This is a genomic window from Demequina sp. (assembly GCF_024642165.1).
In the GTDB taxonomy this organism is placed as follows: Bacteria; Actinomycetota; Actinomycetes; order Actinomycetales; family Demequinaceae; genus Demequina.
Genome location: NZ_JAHEBP010000003.1, coordinates 1 through 14,516, shown reverse-complemented (window position 1 = coordinate 14,516; position 14,516 = coordinate 1). Strand labels below are relative to the sequence as shown.

The window sequence follows — 14,516 nt, the reverse complement described above, 5'->3', positions numbered from 1 at the left end:
GCATGCCTACGTACTCCTACGCGTGCACCGCGTGCGACCACGCGTTCGATGCCGTGCAGTCGATCCACGACTCCGCACTCACCGACTGCCCGGAGTGCACCGCCCCGGTGCGCAAGCTGTTCGGCTCGGTCGGAGTCAGCTTCAAGGGATCCGGCTTCTACCGCACGGACTCGCGCACGGAGTCGCGCGCGGACACCACGAAGGCCGCCGCCGCGTCCTGACGGCTCGACGCGCCGGCGCCGCTCACCAGTGCGGCGGGCGCTCCCGCTTGATCTCCTCGTCGCGGCTCGAGCCCCGCGACCCGCCCCAGCCCTCCTCCAGGTCCTCGCGCGCGCGCGTCGGGATCAGCGGCCGGCCCGAGCCCTGGGCGGCGGGGCGCAAGGGCGGCGGCGACGGCAGGGCGTCGGCGTCGGTGTCGGTGTCAGCGGCATCGTCCTCGACGGCCTCGACCTCGACCTCGGGCTCGGCCTCGGGCTCGGGCTCGGGCTCGGGCTCGGGCTCGGGCTCGGGCTCGGGTTCGGCTTCGGCTTCGGGGTCAGCCTCCGCCTTCGGCTCGGGCTCCGGCCTCGCCGTGGCCGAGGCCCGGGCCGCCTCCTCCGCGTCGAGCTCGTCGCGCAACTGCTTCGCCCGGGTCGAGTGCTTGTCCACCAAGATCTGCTCGGCGAGCATGACGGAGATCCCCAGGGTCACGTCCGGCGCCTCTACTGGCGGCGCCGCCTGGGGCGCGACGTCGGCGAGCTCGTGCTCGCCCTCCGCCCGCAGCTCCGGGATGGCTCCGGTGACGTCCGCGACCGCGTCCACGTCGAAGACGTCCTCCGCGGGCACCCGGATCTGCGAGGTCTCGACGCCCAGGTCGAGCGACGGCTGCTCCCACACCACCGGCTCGCGCTGCCCCTCGACCGCCTCGACGATCGCGGCGACCGCGGCGTCGGGATCCATGAAGACGTCGAGGGTCCACAGCGACACCACGGTCCAGCCCAGCGCCTCGAGGCTGGCGTACTGGTGGCGCATCCGATCGCGCATGCTCGAGAGGCCGGTGCGTGACGCCTCGTCGGTGACCACCGCGACGCGGTAGCCGCGGTCGTGGCGCCCACCCACCACCAGCGGAATGGCATCGGAGCCTGAGCCGTAGCGCACGTGAACGGCGTAGCCCTCGGTGCGCAGCCGGGTGGCGATGTCCGCCAGCAGCCAGTCACCGGGCGCGGGTTCGGGGCGCTCGGCCGGCACGGGCGCGGTCCCCGCGGCGAGGAGCAGGTCGCGAAGGCCCTCGACACCCTCGAGGTCGGCACCCTCGGCGATGGCGGCGAGCTGATCGGCGTCGAGTGAGGTGATCACCGTGAGCCGCTCGTGGCTCGCGACGATCGCCTGGGCGAGCGCCTGCGCACCGCCCTCCTCCGAGAGCACACCCAGGCGGGCCGGGAGGGTGCCGTGGGCGTCGCGCGCGTACCCCAGGGTGACGATGACCTCGTCCTCGTCGAGGCCCGCGGCGTTGCCCAGCGTGACCACGGAAACCGACTCCGCGACCCTGGCGCCGCGCTCCTCGAGCGCGTCGCGCACCCGCGCGGCGTGCAGCTCGTTGCCCGCCACGACGGCGAGGGTGCGCCGCGGCATGGAGTGGACCAGGCGGTCGGCGTGCTCGATCACGGCAGCGACCTCGGCGCGCGTGGATTCGACGGCTCGCGCCCCAGCGACGGGCGTGCCCGCCGCGTCGAGCACCGTGACGGCCAGCGCGTCCGGCTCGCCCGCGGACGGCAGCGAACTGAGCGCACGGCCGTAGGCGATCGCCCCGAGCACCCCGGTGACGCGCGGATCACGCGGCTGCGGCAGGGCGTGCAGGGTCACGCGCGGCAGCAGCGTGGCGAACATGGACACCGCGCTGCGCGTCGCGGCCTCGGCGTCGCCGATCACCACCACCTGGCGCGCTCGCGCGAGCGTGGGGACGGTCTCCGCGAGCGCCAGCGACTCCGAGCCGAACACCACGGCGAGGTCGACGCACCTCGACGCGGGCGCGAGCCGCGACACCTGCTCGGCCGTCGCCAAGGTCACGGGTCGCAGCGCGGAGACGAGCGGCTGGAAGTCCCGCCACAGGTCGCGATACGGCGCATCGGCTCCTTCGACCAGCGTGGCGAACAGGTCTCGCGCGAAGTCGGGGTGCCGGGCGATCGCGATCCGGCGGCGCTCCGCGACCGCGCGCATGAGCGGCCCCACGCGTGACTCGCCGAACTCGCGGTCGCGATGCAGGAACTCCTCCACCACGCGCCCGAGTGCGCCCTCCTCCGTGAGGCGAGGGTCCGCAGTCACGATCGCGTCGAACGCGGAGGCCCACCACGCGAACTCGAGATCCCGACGCACCTGCTCGGGCGTCGCATCGTTCTCGCGCAGCTCGTCGATGAGCGGGCCCAGGCCCGACGTCTCGAGGTCCCGCTCCACGGGCACGTCGTCGCCGGATTCGAGCGTGCCGGGCACACCCTCGGCGAGGCGCTCGAGCACCTCCCGGACGCGATCCCACGGCTGGTCGAGGAGGTCTTCCTCCCCCGCGACCTGCGACACGGGCCCCGCGATGCGGGACCACAGGCGCAGCGCATTCTCGATGCGGTCCGCGTACAGGTCGAAGTCGTCGGGCACCAACGGCCACCCGCCGGCCGAGCAGTGTGCGCGCCATCGCAGGGCCTGCGCGTGCGCCGCCACCAGGTTCTCGTGCAGCTGATCCTTGGTGCGGCCGGGGCGCAGCAGCTCGACGGCGCGGCGCCGCAGCGCCCGCCGGTCCCGCCGTGCCAGCTCGCCCGCCTGCGGCGATCCTGGCGGCGCGGTGGCCGCCACCAGGTCGTGCAAGGACCGATGGAACACCGCCGGCGAGAAGATCTCGAGGGTGGCGCGCAGGTCCGTGAACAGTCCCACCTGATCCGCCCAGGCGGTGATCGTGGGCGCCTCGTCCATGCCCGTCTCGTGGGACGCGATCTGCGCCTCGGCGCGCATCTTGGGCAGGTGGCGCACCACGAGCGTCGCCAGCGCCTCGTCGAGGCCGGCACCCTCCGCCGCATCGTTCGTCACGTCGGACCACCACGGGACCAGGGTGACCTCGGGTTCGGCCGGCTCCTCCGCGGGCTCCGGCTCGGGCTGCGCGGGCTGAAGCCGCTCGACGATGGCGTGGGCGACGGAGGCGAATCCGTGCTCCGCGACCAGCGCGGCGGCCTCCGCGCCCAGGCGCACCTGAGTGCTGGGCGTGCGGTCGCCGGAGATCAGGCGCACCACCGCCTGGACGGCCTCGTAGGCGCTGACGTCCCAGGGACGATGCGAACGATGCAGGGCGTCGAGGCGCTGCTGGAGCTCGTGGCGGGCCGTGAGCAGGTGCTCGCCGGCCTCGCGCAGGTGCTGGTCCTCGACGTCGTCGACGCCCATGGTCATCGAGGTGAGGAGCCTCCGCCGCGCGGTCTCGTTCCAGGACGCCACCGCGCCGGAGACGTAGGCATCGGACGCCCCGACGCGGTCGAGGCGCCGGGCCACCGCGCGCACGGCGTGCTCGGTGCCGCCCACGGCCATCACCGCACGGCCCGAGGCGGCCGCGTCGGCGACCACGGCCGCGACGGTGCCGATGGGGTCGGATCCGGGCGGAGCCTGCAGGAACACCGAACGTCCGGTGGCGATGAGGTCGAGCGCCGCGAACTCCACGTCATCCAGGTCGCCCACGCCGCGCTCGGCGAACGGGTCGCGGTCTCCCAGGGGGAACGCGGGCAGCGGCTGGGCGAGCAGGGCCTGCGCATCCCCGTCACCCGCCGTCGCGGCAAGGATGTCGGACGCGCCGATCACCGCGTCCATGTCGTCGAGATCGTCGACGAGGCGCTGCTCGGGGTCGTCGAACGAGCCCACGAAGAGGCTGTCCGCGACCTGGACATCCGGGAACGCCTCCCCCAACGCGCGGACGCGCTGCCACAGCGGGCGGGGGTCGAACTCGACGCCGGCGCCGGCGCTGGGGGTGAGAGAGGCCAGGCCCGCGTCCGCGCCGCGGGCACGCGCCTCCGTGAGGAACACGGGGTTGACGGAGACCTCGTCGAGCATCGTCAGGAGCACGTCGCCCTGCCGAGCGGGCTCGAAGTGCACGGGACGCATCACCAACGGCATCTCGCGGCGGCGCCCATTCTCCGTCCAGGACACTGCACCGATCACGATGGCCGCCGTCCACACGCCCGTCGCGGCCTTGATCCTGTCGGAGGACTCGCGGATGAGCCGCATGCGATGCAGCGCCTGGCCATGGTGCTCGGGGTCGCGCAGCAGGGAGGCAAGCGCGGTGGGCCGGCCGGCGAACAGTGGCGCGAGGCCTCCGGGGTGCGATCCACGCAGGTCCACGGTGGTGGTCTCGCTCAGGGCCAGATCCCTCAGCGGCGACACGGTCGCCGACTGCTGGAGCTGCTCCCTCCATTCGCGCAGAGCCTCCGCCACAAGGGCGCGCCCGATGTAGTCGACCACTGTCCTACGGTATCGGCCGGTCCCCGACGCCTCGACGCACCACGCCGCCCCGTCGAGCGGCCTTGGTGCGCCGCATCGTGCCGCCTCGCCCGATTCCGCCGGGACGTGAGACAGTGCGCGCCGACTTTTGCAGCCGACACGCACTGTTGGCAGGATTGTGCGGCCCCGGAGGCCTCCGCGTCAACTCGACTTTCACGGGCGCCGACCGCGCCGGATCGCCTCCCGCAGCGGCGGCACCAGGACGCCCTCCGCGGCCATGTCGGCGCGCGCCAGCCGCCGGTTGCGCAACACGCCTCCCACGCCCACGATCCACGGGATCAGGAGCGTCGCGAAGGCGATCCGGTAGTCGTCGAGCGCGTACGTCGAGGTGCCGGGCGCGACCAGCTGCAACGCCGCGCCTACCAGCAGTATCGACACGATCGTGGACACGAAGCCCCCGACGTTGACGAAGCCCGTGGCGGTCCCCAGCCGCTCCTCAGCGCTGAAGGTGCGCGCATAGTCCATCGCGATGAGCGACACCGGCCCGCCGGCACCGATCACCACCATGAAGGCGCCCAGCTGCCACAGCGGGCGCGGGCTCGACGGCGCGAGGATCGCCACCCAGGCGACGGCGGTCGCGACCGCGGAGGCGAGCACCAGCCAGCTGCGCCGCAGCGGATGCCGCGCCGTGTAGAGGCCGGCGAGCGGCCCGGCCACCATCTTGGAGGCGGTGACGAGCGTGAGCAGCAGGCTCGCCTCGGCGAGCGTGCGGCCCTGCGCGGTGATGAAGAACGGCACCCCCCACAGGAGCGCCACGGTGTTGGCGGAGAACAGCGACACGAAGTGGGTCCAGAATCCCAGGCGGGTGCCCGCGGGGCGGGTGGCGGCGCGGATCGCGGGGCCGAGCCGGGGCTGCGGTGGGGCGGGGGACGATGCGGCGGGCGTCGGGGTCGACGATGCGGCGGACGACGTGGCCGCCGGTGCGGCGACCACGTGCGGCGCGCGGATCCCCGCCGCGGCCGTCATCGCCACGGCAGCGGTCAGCGCGGCGAGGACGGCGAACGCGGTGCCCCACCCCTGCTCGTGCAGGAGCCACGCGACGGGAATCGCCGTGGCGAGCTGTCCGGCCTGTCCCGCGAAGCCGGTCACCTGCACCAGCACCGGCACGCGGCGCGCGGGGAACCACTGCGGGATGAGCCGGCACGCGGAGATGAAGATGGGCGCGTCGCCGGCGCCGATCAGCATGCGCGCGACGATCGCCACGGGCAGGCTCGTGGTGATCGCGAGCAGCCCGGTGCCCGCTGCCATCAGCAGGGCGCCGCCCACCATGATGCGTCGCGGGCCCCACCGGTCGAGCAGCGCCCCGGCGGGCAGCTGCAGCGCCGCGTACGTCGCGAGCTGGGCGACGGCGAGGATCGACAGCCACGTGGCCTGGATCCCGAACCGATCGAGCGCCTGGACGCCCGCGACCCCCAGCGCCGTGCGGTTGACCACCGCGACGAAGTAGAGCGCGATGCCCGCCGCGAGGGCGAGCCAGGCGCCGCGCGGCGCGGTCGCGCGAGGCGGTGCTGCGGTCATGGCGTTCCTTGAGACGGGCACTGCGAAGGAGGCTGCGGCGGTGGGGCCACGCTACGGGCCGCAGGGGCGCTGCGCGCCGGACCTCGGACCCAGGCAGGGGCGGCGAGGGCCGGTCAGCGCCGACGACCGCGGCGGAGCGCGTCGCGCATCCGCGGCACCACCACGCCCGCGCGGGCCATGTCCTCCCGTGCCCGGCGCCTGCTGCGGATCACCCCCGTGACGCCCACCACCCAGGGCACCAACAGGACGGCGAAGGCGATGCGGAACTCGTCGAGGCTGTAGACCGTCGCGCCCGCGGGCGCGACGATCTGGAGCACCAAGCCCACCGACATCACGCTCAGGATGGTCGCGGAGAAGCCGCCCACGTTGACGAAGCCGCTCGCGGTGCCGAGCCGCTCCGCATCGCTGAAGGTGCGAGCGAAGTCCATGCCCACCGCCGAGACGGGACCGCCCACGCCCACCACCACGACCACCAGCGCCAGCTGCCACATCGGCCGCGGCGTCGAGAAGGCCAGCAGGCCTCCGAAGGCGACCGCGGTCGCCACCGCCGAGCCGAGCACGATCCAGCTGCGCCGCAGCGGATGACGCGAGGTCAGGTAGCCCACCACCGGGCCGCCGGCCATGGCGGCGAGGGTGAGGACGGTCAGCAGCAGACTCGCCTCCGCGGGCGTGCGGCCCTGACCCATGATGAAGAACGGCACGCCCCACAGCAGCGCCAGCGTGTTGAGCGGGAACAGCGTGACGAAGTGGGTCCAGAAGCCCAGCCGGGTGCCGTGCGGCCGGGTGGCGGCACGCACCGCGGTCCACATCCGCTCGCTGGCGGCGGGCCGCTCGCGGTTCGGGGGCGAGCGCAGGCCGATCGACGCGACGAACGCGATCGCGGTGCCCACGCCCGCGAGCGTCGCGAAGGTGGTGGTCCAGCCCGCCGCGTGCAGGAGCGCCGCGACCGGGATGGCCGTCGCGAGTTGGCCGGCCTGTCCGATCAGTCCGGTGACCTGGACCAGCATCGGCACCCGGCGCGGCGGGAACCAGTAGACGATCAGCCGCATGGCGCCGATGAAGATGGGCGCGTCGCCGGCACCGATGAGCAGCCGCGCCACCAGAGCGATCGGCACCGACTCGGTGACCGCGAGCAGCAGCTGCCCCGCCGCCATGAGCACGAGTCCCGCGGTCATCACGGGGCGGGCGCCCAGCCGGTCGATGAGCCGTCCGGCGGGGATCTGCATCGCGGCGTACGCAGCGATCTGAATCACCGAGAACATCGCCAAGCCGGTGGCCTGCAGCCCGAACCGCTCGATCGCCTCGGTGCCGGCGACGCCCAGCGCGGTACGGTGCACCACCGCGATGAAGTAGGCCGTCACCGCCGCCAGGTAGACCAGCCACGCCTGGCGGCTCGCGCGATCGGGCGTGGTCATAGCTCTCCTCGGCGGGGAGGGGCGCTCCCGCCCGCCTAGTATCCCGCGGACCGGCCCCCGCATCGTCCCCTCGCTCTGACGGGGCGCGCGGCTTCGGATCGGACACCCTGGCGCACCCCGTGTCGGTCGACGATCACGCGGAATCCTTCCCGTCGAGACCCGCGGCGGCACGGACGGCGTCGACCAGCGCGGGCGTGGACTCCTGCGGGAGCACGTCTCCCCACTGTGCCGCCCAGCGCTGACGCTCGACCGCTGCGGTCGACATCCACGGGGTCACGCCGGCTTCGGCGACCGTGGCCGCGGCCTCTTCCATCTCCTCCGCGCGCCGCACGCCGTGCTGCAGCGAGCGGGACATGAAGTAGCCGGCGATCCGCTCCCAGTCCGCCTCGGGCAGGATGTTCGACAGCGAGGCGATCACCTCGCGGTCGACGCCGTAGTGCCGGGCCGTGAGCAGGGACTCCGAGAGCAGCGCCTCGAGACCCTTCACCACCACCGAGCGGCAGAGCTTGGTCGCGGCGGCGACGCCCACCTCGCTGGCGCCCACTCTCGCCTCGGTGAGCCCGAGCGCGGGGGCGGCGACGCCGAAGTCCGCGGCGTGCGGCCCGCCCAGCAGGAACGGCGAGGTCAGGCGCCGAGGCTCGATGGGCGACATCAGCGCCGCCTCGACGTACCGTCCCCCCGCGCCGTCGATGATGCCCTGCGCCTCGATCTTGTGGCCGGGCGAGCTGGAGTTGAGATCGAAGAACCATGCGCCGGGCGAGATGGCGCCGGCGGCGGCCGATGCGGCGGGCACGCAGTTCATCGCGGTCACCGCGCTGACCACGAGGGCGGCGCCGGAGACCGCCTCCGCGGCGCTCGCCGCGGGCACGATGCCCAGCTCTCTGGCGTTCCGGCTCGCCGTGCTGTCCGAGTCGTGAAACGCCGTGTCCCATGCGCCGATCACGGGGATCCCGGCGGCGCGCAGATCCTCGGCGAACACCCGGCCCACCTCGCCGAGGCCCACGAGGGCGACTCGGGGCGACACCCCTGCCATCGCATCGTCCCCCGTCACGTGCGCGCGCCCCCGCTCGGACGCTTGCCCAGCGGCGCGTCGGGAGCCGGCACCGGGCGCGTAAGCCGGGGTCGCGGCGGGTGGGAGAGGACCACAGTCTCCATATCCCGCGCCCCCTGGACTGCGGCAGATCGCCCCGGGATCGGCATCAGAGGCTCCTCTCCGGTCGCGCCGTTGCGTTCGAGAACGCGTCCGGAGCCACGGTAGCAAGGCTGTCGAGAATCTCGACGACGATCACCGCAGCGTCCGTGTGACCCGCATGGCGAGCGCAGGTGTGACACGCCTCACACCTGTGAAAACCCTCACAAACCGTCGCAACCTCGCGCGGCGTTTTGTCACGATCGCACCAGTCGACGCCGACTCCCCCACCCCCCAACACTTGCCCTCCCGGAGGAACGAACCCGCATGTCATCGATCCGCACCTCGGCCACGCGAGCGGCTCTCGCCGCGGCGGCCGTGGCTGCGTGGTGCGTCGCGCTCGCCTCCCTGCCCGCCGCGGCGGCCCCCGTTCCGGCCGCGCCCATCGGGATGGCGGATCTCGCGGACGTGGTGCCGGCGATCGCCGTCGCCGCGGACGCCCCGTTCGACTTCGACACCCCGAAGGTGTCCATCGAGGAGCCCGAGCCCGAGCCCGCCGCGGCCCCCGCGACCGGCGGCGGCTACTCGTTCGGCGTCAATCTCGCGGGTCACCAGGCGGCGCTCGACCTGTGCGCGGGGTGGGTCTGGGAGGACTTCGGGTCCTACGGGCGCGTGGTCTCGTCCCACAACCACTGCGGCGGCGACGTCGTGCTCGGGATGCAGGTGGGCGACACCGTGCGGCTCTCGGGGCACGGCGCGGGTACCTACGTGGTCACGAAGACCCTGCGGGTCAGCAAGGGCGCCTCGGCGACCGTGCTCGCCGGCGGGCTGTGGATGCAGACCTGCTACTACGACGACGCGACGATGCGGCTCGTGAGGCTCGCGCGCGCGTAACCGCGGGCGCCCGGCGCCGCGAGATCCTCGTGGTCACGCGCCCTCGGCCGACGCCCCCTCGCGCCGCACCGGCGGGACCATCGTCGGGTCGTCGAAGAAGGCCAGCAGACCGTGGCGCGCGGCGCCGGCGAGGCCGGCGCGACGGCCCAGGCGGCCCGATTCGATGGTCAGCGGCGCCAGCCGCTCCGTGCGCGGCGCGAGCTGCAGCTGGATGCCGGGCTCGAGCCAGCGCCGCATCCCCGCGAGGTAGCCGCCGAGCACGATGGCGGAGGGGTTCACCACGTCGTAGATCGACCGCACGCCCGCGCCCAGGATGTCCCCCGCGCGCAGCGCCACGTCGACCACCCGCTTCTCCCCGCGGTCGAGGCGCGCCCTGAACTCGTCCATGGCCGCGTCGCGGCCGATGGACTCCGCGAGCTCGGTGAGCCTCGCGGAGGCGAGCAGGCCCTCGGGTCCGATGTACGCCTCGAGGCACCCGTTCGACCCGCACCGGCACATCCGCCCGCGCCAGTCCACGGTGACGTGCCCGAGCTCGCCTCCGAAGCCACGAGCGCCCATGAGGATCCGGCCATCCGCGATGACGCCACCGCCCACGCCGCTCCCGCCCTCGAGGTACAGCATGACGTCGGGGCGCGGGAGCGTGAGCGACGCGTACTCGGCGAGCGCGGCCGCGTTGGCGTCGTTGACCACCTCGATGGGCAGCGACCGCGACGCGCCGGCGGCGCGGATCAGGTCGACCAGCTGGAGGTGACCCCACCCGAAGTCGGCGGAGTCGGCGACGCGGTTGTCGTGCCCCACGGGCCCCGGCACGGTGACCACCGCGGCGAGCAGCACTCCAGCGTGGTCGGCGGCGATCCCCTCGGCGCGCGCCACCAGCGCCGCGATGGCGTGCGCGACGTCGCCGGGCTGTCCCCAGCCCAGCTCGACCCGCCGCGACGACGAATCCAGCAGGTGCCCCGTGCTCGAGTGGAGCTCACCCGTGACACGCGTGCGCTCGATACGCACCGCGAGGGCCAGGCACCGGTCGGGGACCAGCTCGACCATGACGCGCGGGCGGCCCCGTCCGCGCGTCTCGCCGGACCCGGCCCGCAGGTCCCGCACCAGGCCGCGCGATGAGAGATCGGCCAACAGGTTGGTCACGGAGGCCGGCACCATGCCCGTGGCGTGCTCGATGTCCTTGCGCGACAGCGTGCCGCGATCGCGCAGCATCCGCATCACGATTCCAAGGTTGTGCGAGCGCAGCGTCGAGGGGTCCGCGGCCGCATCGCCGGGCAGGCGGGCGGCGACCCGCACCGCGCCATCGCGGCCGATCTCCGGCACGAGTCCCATGTGCGCAGGGTACGCGCGCTCGACCCGGGCGGCGCGCACGGGCCCGGTGGGGCGGCGCGCCGAGGCGTGCGGGAACGGCCCGTCCGGAACCGACTCCCACGGTGCCGCAGAGGCGCCGCAGCAGGGGCTTCGCACGGGACGTTCTGCCCGACGCTCGCGGCGGCGACGGGAGTAGATTCGAAGGTGATGGGGCGGCTGGAGTGCCCAGGTCGCCGCGGGCTCGAGGAAGAGACATGCGTTGGCAGGAGATCCTGGACCGCTTCCGCCCCGTGGCCGCGCCGGGCGGGGCGGCGGAGTCTGCCGAGCATGTCGCGGAGCGGACGGGCGCGGCCCTTGAACTCGCTCCCGTGTTCGCCGCGATCGACGCGGATCTAGCCGCCGCACGGCAGATCGAGGCGGACGCGCAGGCGCGGGCCACGGCCCGGGTCGACCAGGCGCACGCTCGCGCGTCGGCCCTGGTCGCCCGTGCCCGCACGGAGGCGCCCGCCCGCGAGGCGGCCGCCGCCGCCGAGGTGCTCGCGGCGGCCTCCGAGGAGGACGAGCGCGTGATCAGTGAGGCCCGCACCGGCGTCGATGACCTCCTCGCGGCACGCACGCCCCGCGTCGACGAAACCTCGCGCCTGGTGGTCGACCGCCTTCTCGACTCCCTGCGGACGCGATCATGAGCGCCGCGTGGGTCGCGGCCACGGTGCGGGTCAGGGCGCTGGCGGCGGGCCGCGCCGGACCCGCGGGAGCCGCTCGCGTGGCGGCGGCCGGATCGCTGGCCGAGGTGGGCGAGCTCTTCTCCCACTGGAGCTACGGGTCCCGGGTCACGGACCCGACCACCCCCGGCGGCCTCCAGCGCGCCACCCGGGAGACGCTGCTGTGGCAGTACCGGGTCCTCGCCGGCTGGACTCCCCCCCGCGAGACCAAGATCCTCCGGGCCGCGGCCATGGAGTTCGAGCGCGACAACATCCTGATGCGCCTGCGGGAGCTCGAGGGCGGCCGCCTCGAAAGTCCGTACGCGCTCGGCGCGCTCGACACCTCGTGGGGCCTGGTGCGGCACGCCGAGAGCCCCGAGGTCCTCCGCGAGCTCCTCGCGGCCACGGGCTGGGGCGAGGCGCCAGCGGACGGCCAGGGCCAGCTCGCCGACGTGCTGTCGGCCACGTGGCTTGCCACCGTCGCGCGCGAGGTCCCCGTCACCGCTCCTTCCGCGTCACGCCACGCGGCGCTGATCGCGGCGCGCGTGCGCTTCGTGGACCTGGCGGAGCCGTGCGCGGAGCTGCGCCGGCGGCTGCGGCCGCTGCTCGGATCGGGATGGGAACCCGTCGAGGACCTCCCCGGGTTCGTCGCGGCGCTGCCGCGGGAGGCGCGGGAGGTGTTCGCCGGAGTGAGCGCGCCGCACGAGCTGTGGCGGGCCGAGTCGCATCTGTACGGCCTGATGGAGGCCGAGGCGACGGCGCTGCTGCGCTCGGGAACACCGAGCGCGGAGGTGGTCGCGGCGGGCCTCGCGCTGCTCGCGGCCGATGCGTGGCGCATCCAGGCCGCCGTGGCGGCGGTCGAATCCGGCCGAGCCGCGTGGGAGGTGCTCGATGCCGCGTCCTGAGCATGCCGGCCCGGTGCCGATGGAGCGAGTCGCGATCGTGGCGCTCGACGAGGATCGCGAGCGCGCCCTCGAGGCCGTGGCACGCGCGGGCGTGGTCGAGCTCGACCTGGCGTCCGCGGGCGCCGACACCGCCGACGAGTTCCGCCGCGCCGCGGCCGCCGGCGTCGCGCACGACCGGCTCGTGGGCTGGGTGGGGTGGATGCCGCGCCACGAGCACGCGCGCCTGACCGAGGCGCTCGCGCCGTTCGGCGGCGCCGTGGTGCCCGTGCGGACGCCCGTCGGCGAGCAGCCGCCCACGCTGATGGCGCACGGCACGGGGGGCACGTCCCGCGCGCTGGTCGACACCTATGGCGTGGTTCCCTATGCGGACGTCGATCCCGCGCGCCTCGCGGCCTTCGCCTACATCCTGATGTTCGGCATGATGTTCGGCGACGTCGGGCACGGCGCGCTGCTCGTCGGCGTGGGCCTGGCGATGCGGGCCGGGTGGATCGCGCCGCTCCGTCGGGTGCGGCGGGCATGGCTGTTCGTCACCCTCGCGGGCCTCGCCGCGATGGTGTTCGGCGCGCTGTACGGCGAGGCTTTCGGGCCCACCGGGCTGGTCCCCGTGCTGTGGCTCGACCCCATGGTCGATCCCGTGCCGCTGCTCGTCGCGGCGATCGCGCTCGGCGCCGTGCTGCTCGCGGGCTCCTATGTGACCGGAAGCGTCAACCGCGTCCGCGAGGGCGGATGGGCTTACGCGCTGTACGAGCGCTCGGGCCTGGCGGGATCGGGGCTCTTCGCCGGCGTGGGCCTGCTCACCTGGGGACTGGTCGCCTCCCTCCTGCCCCTCGTGGTCGTCGGCGCCGTGCTGGCGCTGGCCGCGGTGGTGCTCATCTTCATCGGCGTCGTGTCGAGCGCGGGGGGCGGCGCGACCGCGTATCTGCAGGCGGGGATCGAATCGGTCGACAGCGTGAGCCGGCTCGGCTCGAACGTGGTCTCCTTCGCGCGCCTCGCGGCGTTCGGGCTCACCCACGCCGCCCTTCTCGCGGTGGTCTGGTCGGGAACCACGGCCCTGTGGTCTCCGGGGTGGGGAGCCGTCGCCGCGGTGCTCGTCTTCGTCGTGGGCAACGTGGTGACCTTCGGGCTCGAGGCGCTGGTCGCCGGCGTGCAGGCGCTGCGCCTCGAGTACTACGAGCTGTTCTCGCGGGTCTTCGTGGGCGAGGGACGGGCGTTCCGTCCCTGGCGGCCCCCCGTCCCCGACGGCGCGGTGCCGCCCGGCACCCCGCCGCTTGAGTCGTATCGAAAGGAGTGACCCATGACCACCTGGTTGCTGGCCCTTCCCGTGATCGCGCTCGTCGCGGTCGCCGCGATTCTGTTCGTGCGACGGCGTCCCAAGGCGGGCATCGTCGCCATCATCGGCGCGAATCTCGCCGTGATCGCGAGCGCCATTCTGATCCTCGTCACCGCACCCTCGGCGAGCGCCGCGACGCCTGCCGCGGCGGTGGCCACCGACACCGCGGCGAGCAGCTCCTCGGGGTGGGCCCTGATGGCCGCGGCCATCGCCGTGGTCGGATCGTCCGTAGGCGCCGCGATCGCCGTGGCCTACACGGGCTCCGCAGCCCTCGCGGCGATGAGCGAGCGGCCGGAGATGTTCGGCCGCGCCATGGTGGTGGTGGGGCTCGCGGAAGGCATCGCCATCTACGGGCTCATCATCGCGATCATCCTCATCGGCAAGGCATGAACGATCCGGCCGGCCGCGCGCAGGGCGTCGTCGTCGCACTCGGCGAACGCCGATACGTCGGCGCGTTCGCGCTGGCCGGGGCACGAGTCGCGGCGGCCGAGGACCCGGCGGCGATGCGGACCGCCTGGGAATCGCTCGAGCGCGGCGTGGGCCTCGTGGTCCTCAGCGAGACCGCCGCGGCCGCGCTGGGCGACCTCATCGACGACGCCGGGGCGCCGCTCACGGTGGTGCTTCCGTCATGAGACCGCTGCCTCCCGGATCGGCCGAGTCGTTGCTCCCGCTGCGCCAGGAGATCCTCGCGCGGGCGACGTCCGCGGCGCGCACCCTGGACCAGGACGCCTCGCGGCGCGCGGAGGCTCTGCTCCTCGATGCGAGCCGCGACGCGGACGCCATCGGCACCCGCGCCGCCGAGGCGGGCGCCGC

The 14,516-nt window shown here is 74.3% G+C and carries 13 protein-coding genes; 8 read left to right on the top strand and 5 right to left on the bottom strand.

All coding sequences use genetic code 11. The features are described 5' to 3' along the window. Positions 1-2: 2 nt before the first annotated feature. Entirely contained in the window at positions 3-221 is a 219-nt protein-coding gene (locus tag Q0L54_RS00620; RefSeq protein WP_296664553.1) for an FmdB family zinc ribbon protein, read from the top strand. A 22-nt stretch (positions 222-243) separates the two neighbouring features. On the opposite strand, the gene Q0L54_RS00615 is transcribed toward Q0L54_RS00620, so the two are convergent. The 4 genes from Q0L54_RS00615 to Q0L54_RS00600 form a co-directional block, all read right to left on the bottom strand. Continuing rightward, positions 244-4,464, bottom strand: coding sequence for a hypothetical protein (locus tag Q0L54_RS00615; protein WP_296664552.1), 4,221 nt, complete (start codon positions 4,462-4,464; stop codon positions 244-246). A 192-nt stretch (positions 4,465-4,656) separates the two neighbouring features. Beyond that, the gene (locus Q0L54_RS00610) at positions 4,657-6,021 is read right to left on the bottom strand and encodes a nitrate/nitrite transporter (protein WP_296664550.1); all 1,365 of its coding nucleotides are present in this window, start codon (positions 6,019-6,021) and stop codon (positions 4,657-4,659) included. Positions 6,022-6,134: 113 nt separating this feature from the next. Then, complete coding sequence (locus Q0L54_RS00605; protein ID WP_296664548.1) at positions 6,135-7,436, bottom strand: nitrate/nitrite transporter; 1,302 nt, start codon at positions 7,434-7,436, stop codon at positions 6,135-6,137. A 133-nt stretch (positions 7,437-7,569) separates the two neighbouring features. Further along, positions 7,570-8,469 (bottom strand): NAD(P)-dependent oxidoreductase, encoded by a 900-nt coding sequence (locus tag Q0L54_RS00600; protein WP_296664546.1) that lies wholly within the window; start codon positions 8,467-8,469, stop codon positions 7,570-7,572. A 423-nt stretch (positions 8,470-8,892) separates the two neighbouring features. Between Q0L54_RS00600 and Q0L54_RS00595 the strand changes: the two genes are divergently transcribed. Beyond that, a complete protein-coding gene (locus Q0L54_RS00595; protein WP_296664544.1) occupies positions 8,893-9,459 on the top strand; it encodes a hypothetical protein in 567 nt (188 codons plus the stop codon). A 33-nt stretch (positions 9,460-9,492) separates the two neighbouring features. Here Q0L54_RS00595 and Q0L54_RS00590 read toward each other — a convergent pair whose 3' ends face one another. Continuing rightward, positions 9,493-10,788, bottom strand: coding sequence for an ROK family protein (locus tag Q0L54_RS00590; RefSeq protein ID WP_296664542.1), 1,296 nt, complete (start codon positions 10,786-10,788; stop codon positions 9,493-9,495). A gap of 233 nt (positions 10,789-11,021) precedes the next feature. Here Q0L54_RS00590 and Q0L54_RS00585 point away from each other — a divergent pair, with 233 nt between their 5' ends. The 6 genes from Q0L54_RS00585 to Q0L54_RS00560 form a co-directional block, all read left to right on the top strand. Next, positions 11,022-11,453 carry a hypothetical protein gene (locus Q0L54_RS00585; protein WP_296664541.1) on the top strand — a complete coding sequence of 144 codons (432 nt, stop codon included), beginning with the start codon at positions 11,022-11,024 and terminating at the stop codon, positions 11,451-11,453. Continuing rightward, positions 11,450-12,373 carry a hypothetical protein gene (locus Q0L54_RS00580; protein ID WP_296664539.1) on the top strand — a complete coding sequence of 308 codons (924 nt, stop codon included), beginning with the start codon at positions 11,450-11,452 and terminating at the stop codon, positions 12,371-12,373. The genes Q0L54_RS00585 and Q0L54_RS00580 overlap by 4 nt, the downstream gene beginning before the upstream one ends. Next, on the top strand, positions 12,360-13,664 hold the full coding sequence (locus tag Q0L54_RS00575) for a V-type ATPase 116kDa subunit family protein (protein ID WP_296664537.1): 1,305 nt from the start codon (positions 12,360-12,362) through the stop codon (positions 13,662-13,664). Before Q0L54_RS00580 ends, Q0L54_RS00575 begins: the two co-directional genes overlap by 14 nt. A gap of 3 nt (positions 13,665-13,667) precedes the next feature. Then, positions 13,668-14,093, top strand: a complete 426-nt coding sequence (locus tag Q0L54_RS00570) for an ATP synthase subunit C (protein WP_296664534.1) — start codon at positions 13,668-13,670, stop codon at positions 14,091-14,093. Next, a complete protein-coding gene (locus Q0L54_RS00565) occupies positions 14,090-14,335 on the top strand; it encodes a V-type ATP synthase subunit F (protein WP_296664532.1) in 246 nt (81 codons plus the stop codon). Before Q0L54_RS00570 ends, Q0L54_RS00565 begins: the two co-directional genes overlap by 4 nt. After that, positions 14,332-14,516 (top strand): hypothetical protein (locus Q0L54_RS00560; RefSeq protein WP_296664530.1); only part of this gene is annotated, 185 nt, incomplete at its 3' end. The genes Q0L54_RS00565 and Q0L54_RS00560, both read left to right, overlap by 4 nt.

What these genes read in the sequence shown, in the direction of transcription:
- Q0L54_RS00620 (WP_296664553.1), top strand. Translation starts at nt 3, where the DNA reads ATGCCTACGTACTCCTACGCGTGCACCGCGTGCGACCACGCGTTCGAT.
- Q0L54_RS00610 (WP_296664550.1), bottom strand. Translation starts at nt 6,021, where the DNA reads ATGACCGCAGCACCGCCTCGCGCGACCGCGCCGCGCGGCGCCTGGCTC.
- Q0L54_RS00605 (WP_296664548.1), bottom strand. Translation starts at nt 7,436, where the DNA reads ATGACCACGCCCGATCGCGCGAGCCGCCAGGCGTGGCTGGTCTACCTG.
- Q0L54_RS00600 (WP_296664546.1), bottom strand. Translation starts at nt 8,469, where the DNA reads ATGGCAGGGGTGTCGCCCCGAGTCGCCCTCGTGGGCCTCGGCGAGGTG.
- Q0L54_RS00595 (WP_296664544.1), top strand. Translation starts at nt 8,893, where the DNA reads ATGTCATCGATCCGCACCTCGGCCACGCGAGCGGCTCTCGCCGCGGCG.
- Q0L54_RS00590 (WP_296664542.1), bottom strand. Translation starts at nt 10,788, where the DNA reads ATGGGACTCGTGCCGGAGATCGGCCGCGATGGCGCGGTGCGGGTCGCC.
- Q0L54_RS00585 (WP_296664541.1), top strand. Translation starts at nt 11,022, where the DNA reads ATGCGTTGGCAGGAGATCCTGGACCGCTTCCGCCCCGTGGCCGCGCCG.
- Q0L54_RS00580 (WP_296664539.1), top strand. Translation starts at nt 11,450, where the DNA reads ATGAGCGCCGCGTGGGTCGCGGCCACGGTGCGGGTCAGGGCGCTGGCG.
- Q0L54_RS00575 (WP_296664537.1), top strand. Translation starts at nt 12,360, where the DNA reads ATGCCGCGTCCTGAGCATGCCGGCCCGGTGCCGATGGAGCGAGTCGCG.
- Q0L54_RS00570 (WP_296664534.1), top strand. Translation starts at nt 13,668, where the DNA reads ATGACCACCTGGTTGCTGGCCCTTCCCGTGATCGCGCTCGTCGCGGTC.
- Q0L54_RS00565 (WP_296664532.1), top strand. Translation starts at nt 14,090, where the DNA reads ATGAACGATCCGGCCGGCCGCGCGCAGGGCGTCGTCGTCGCACTCGGC.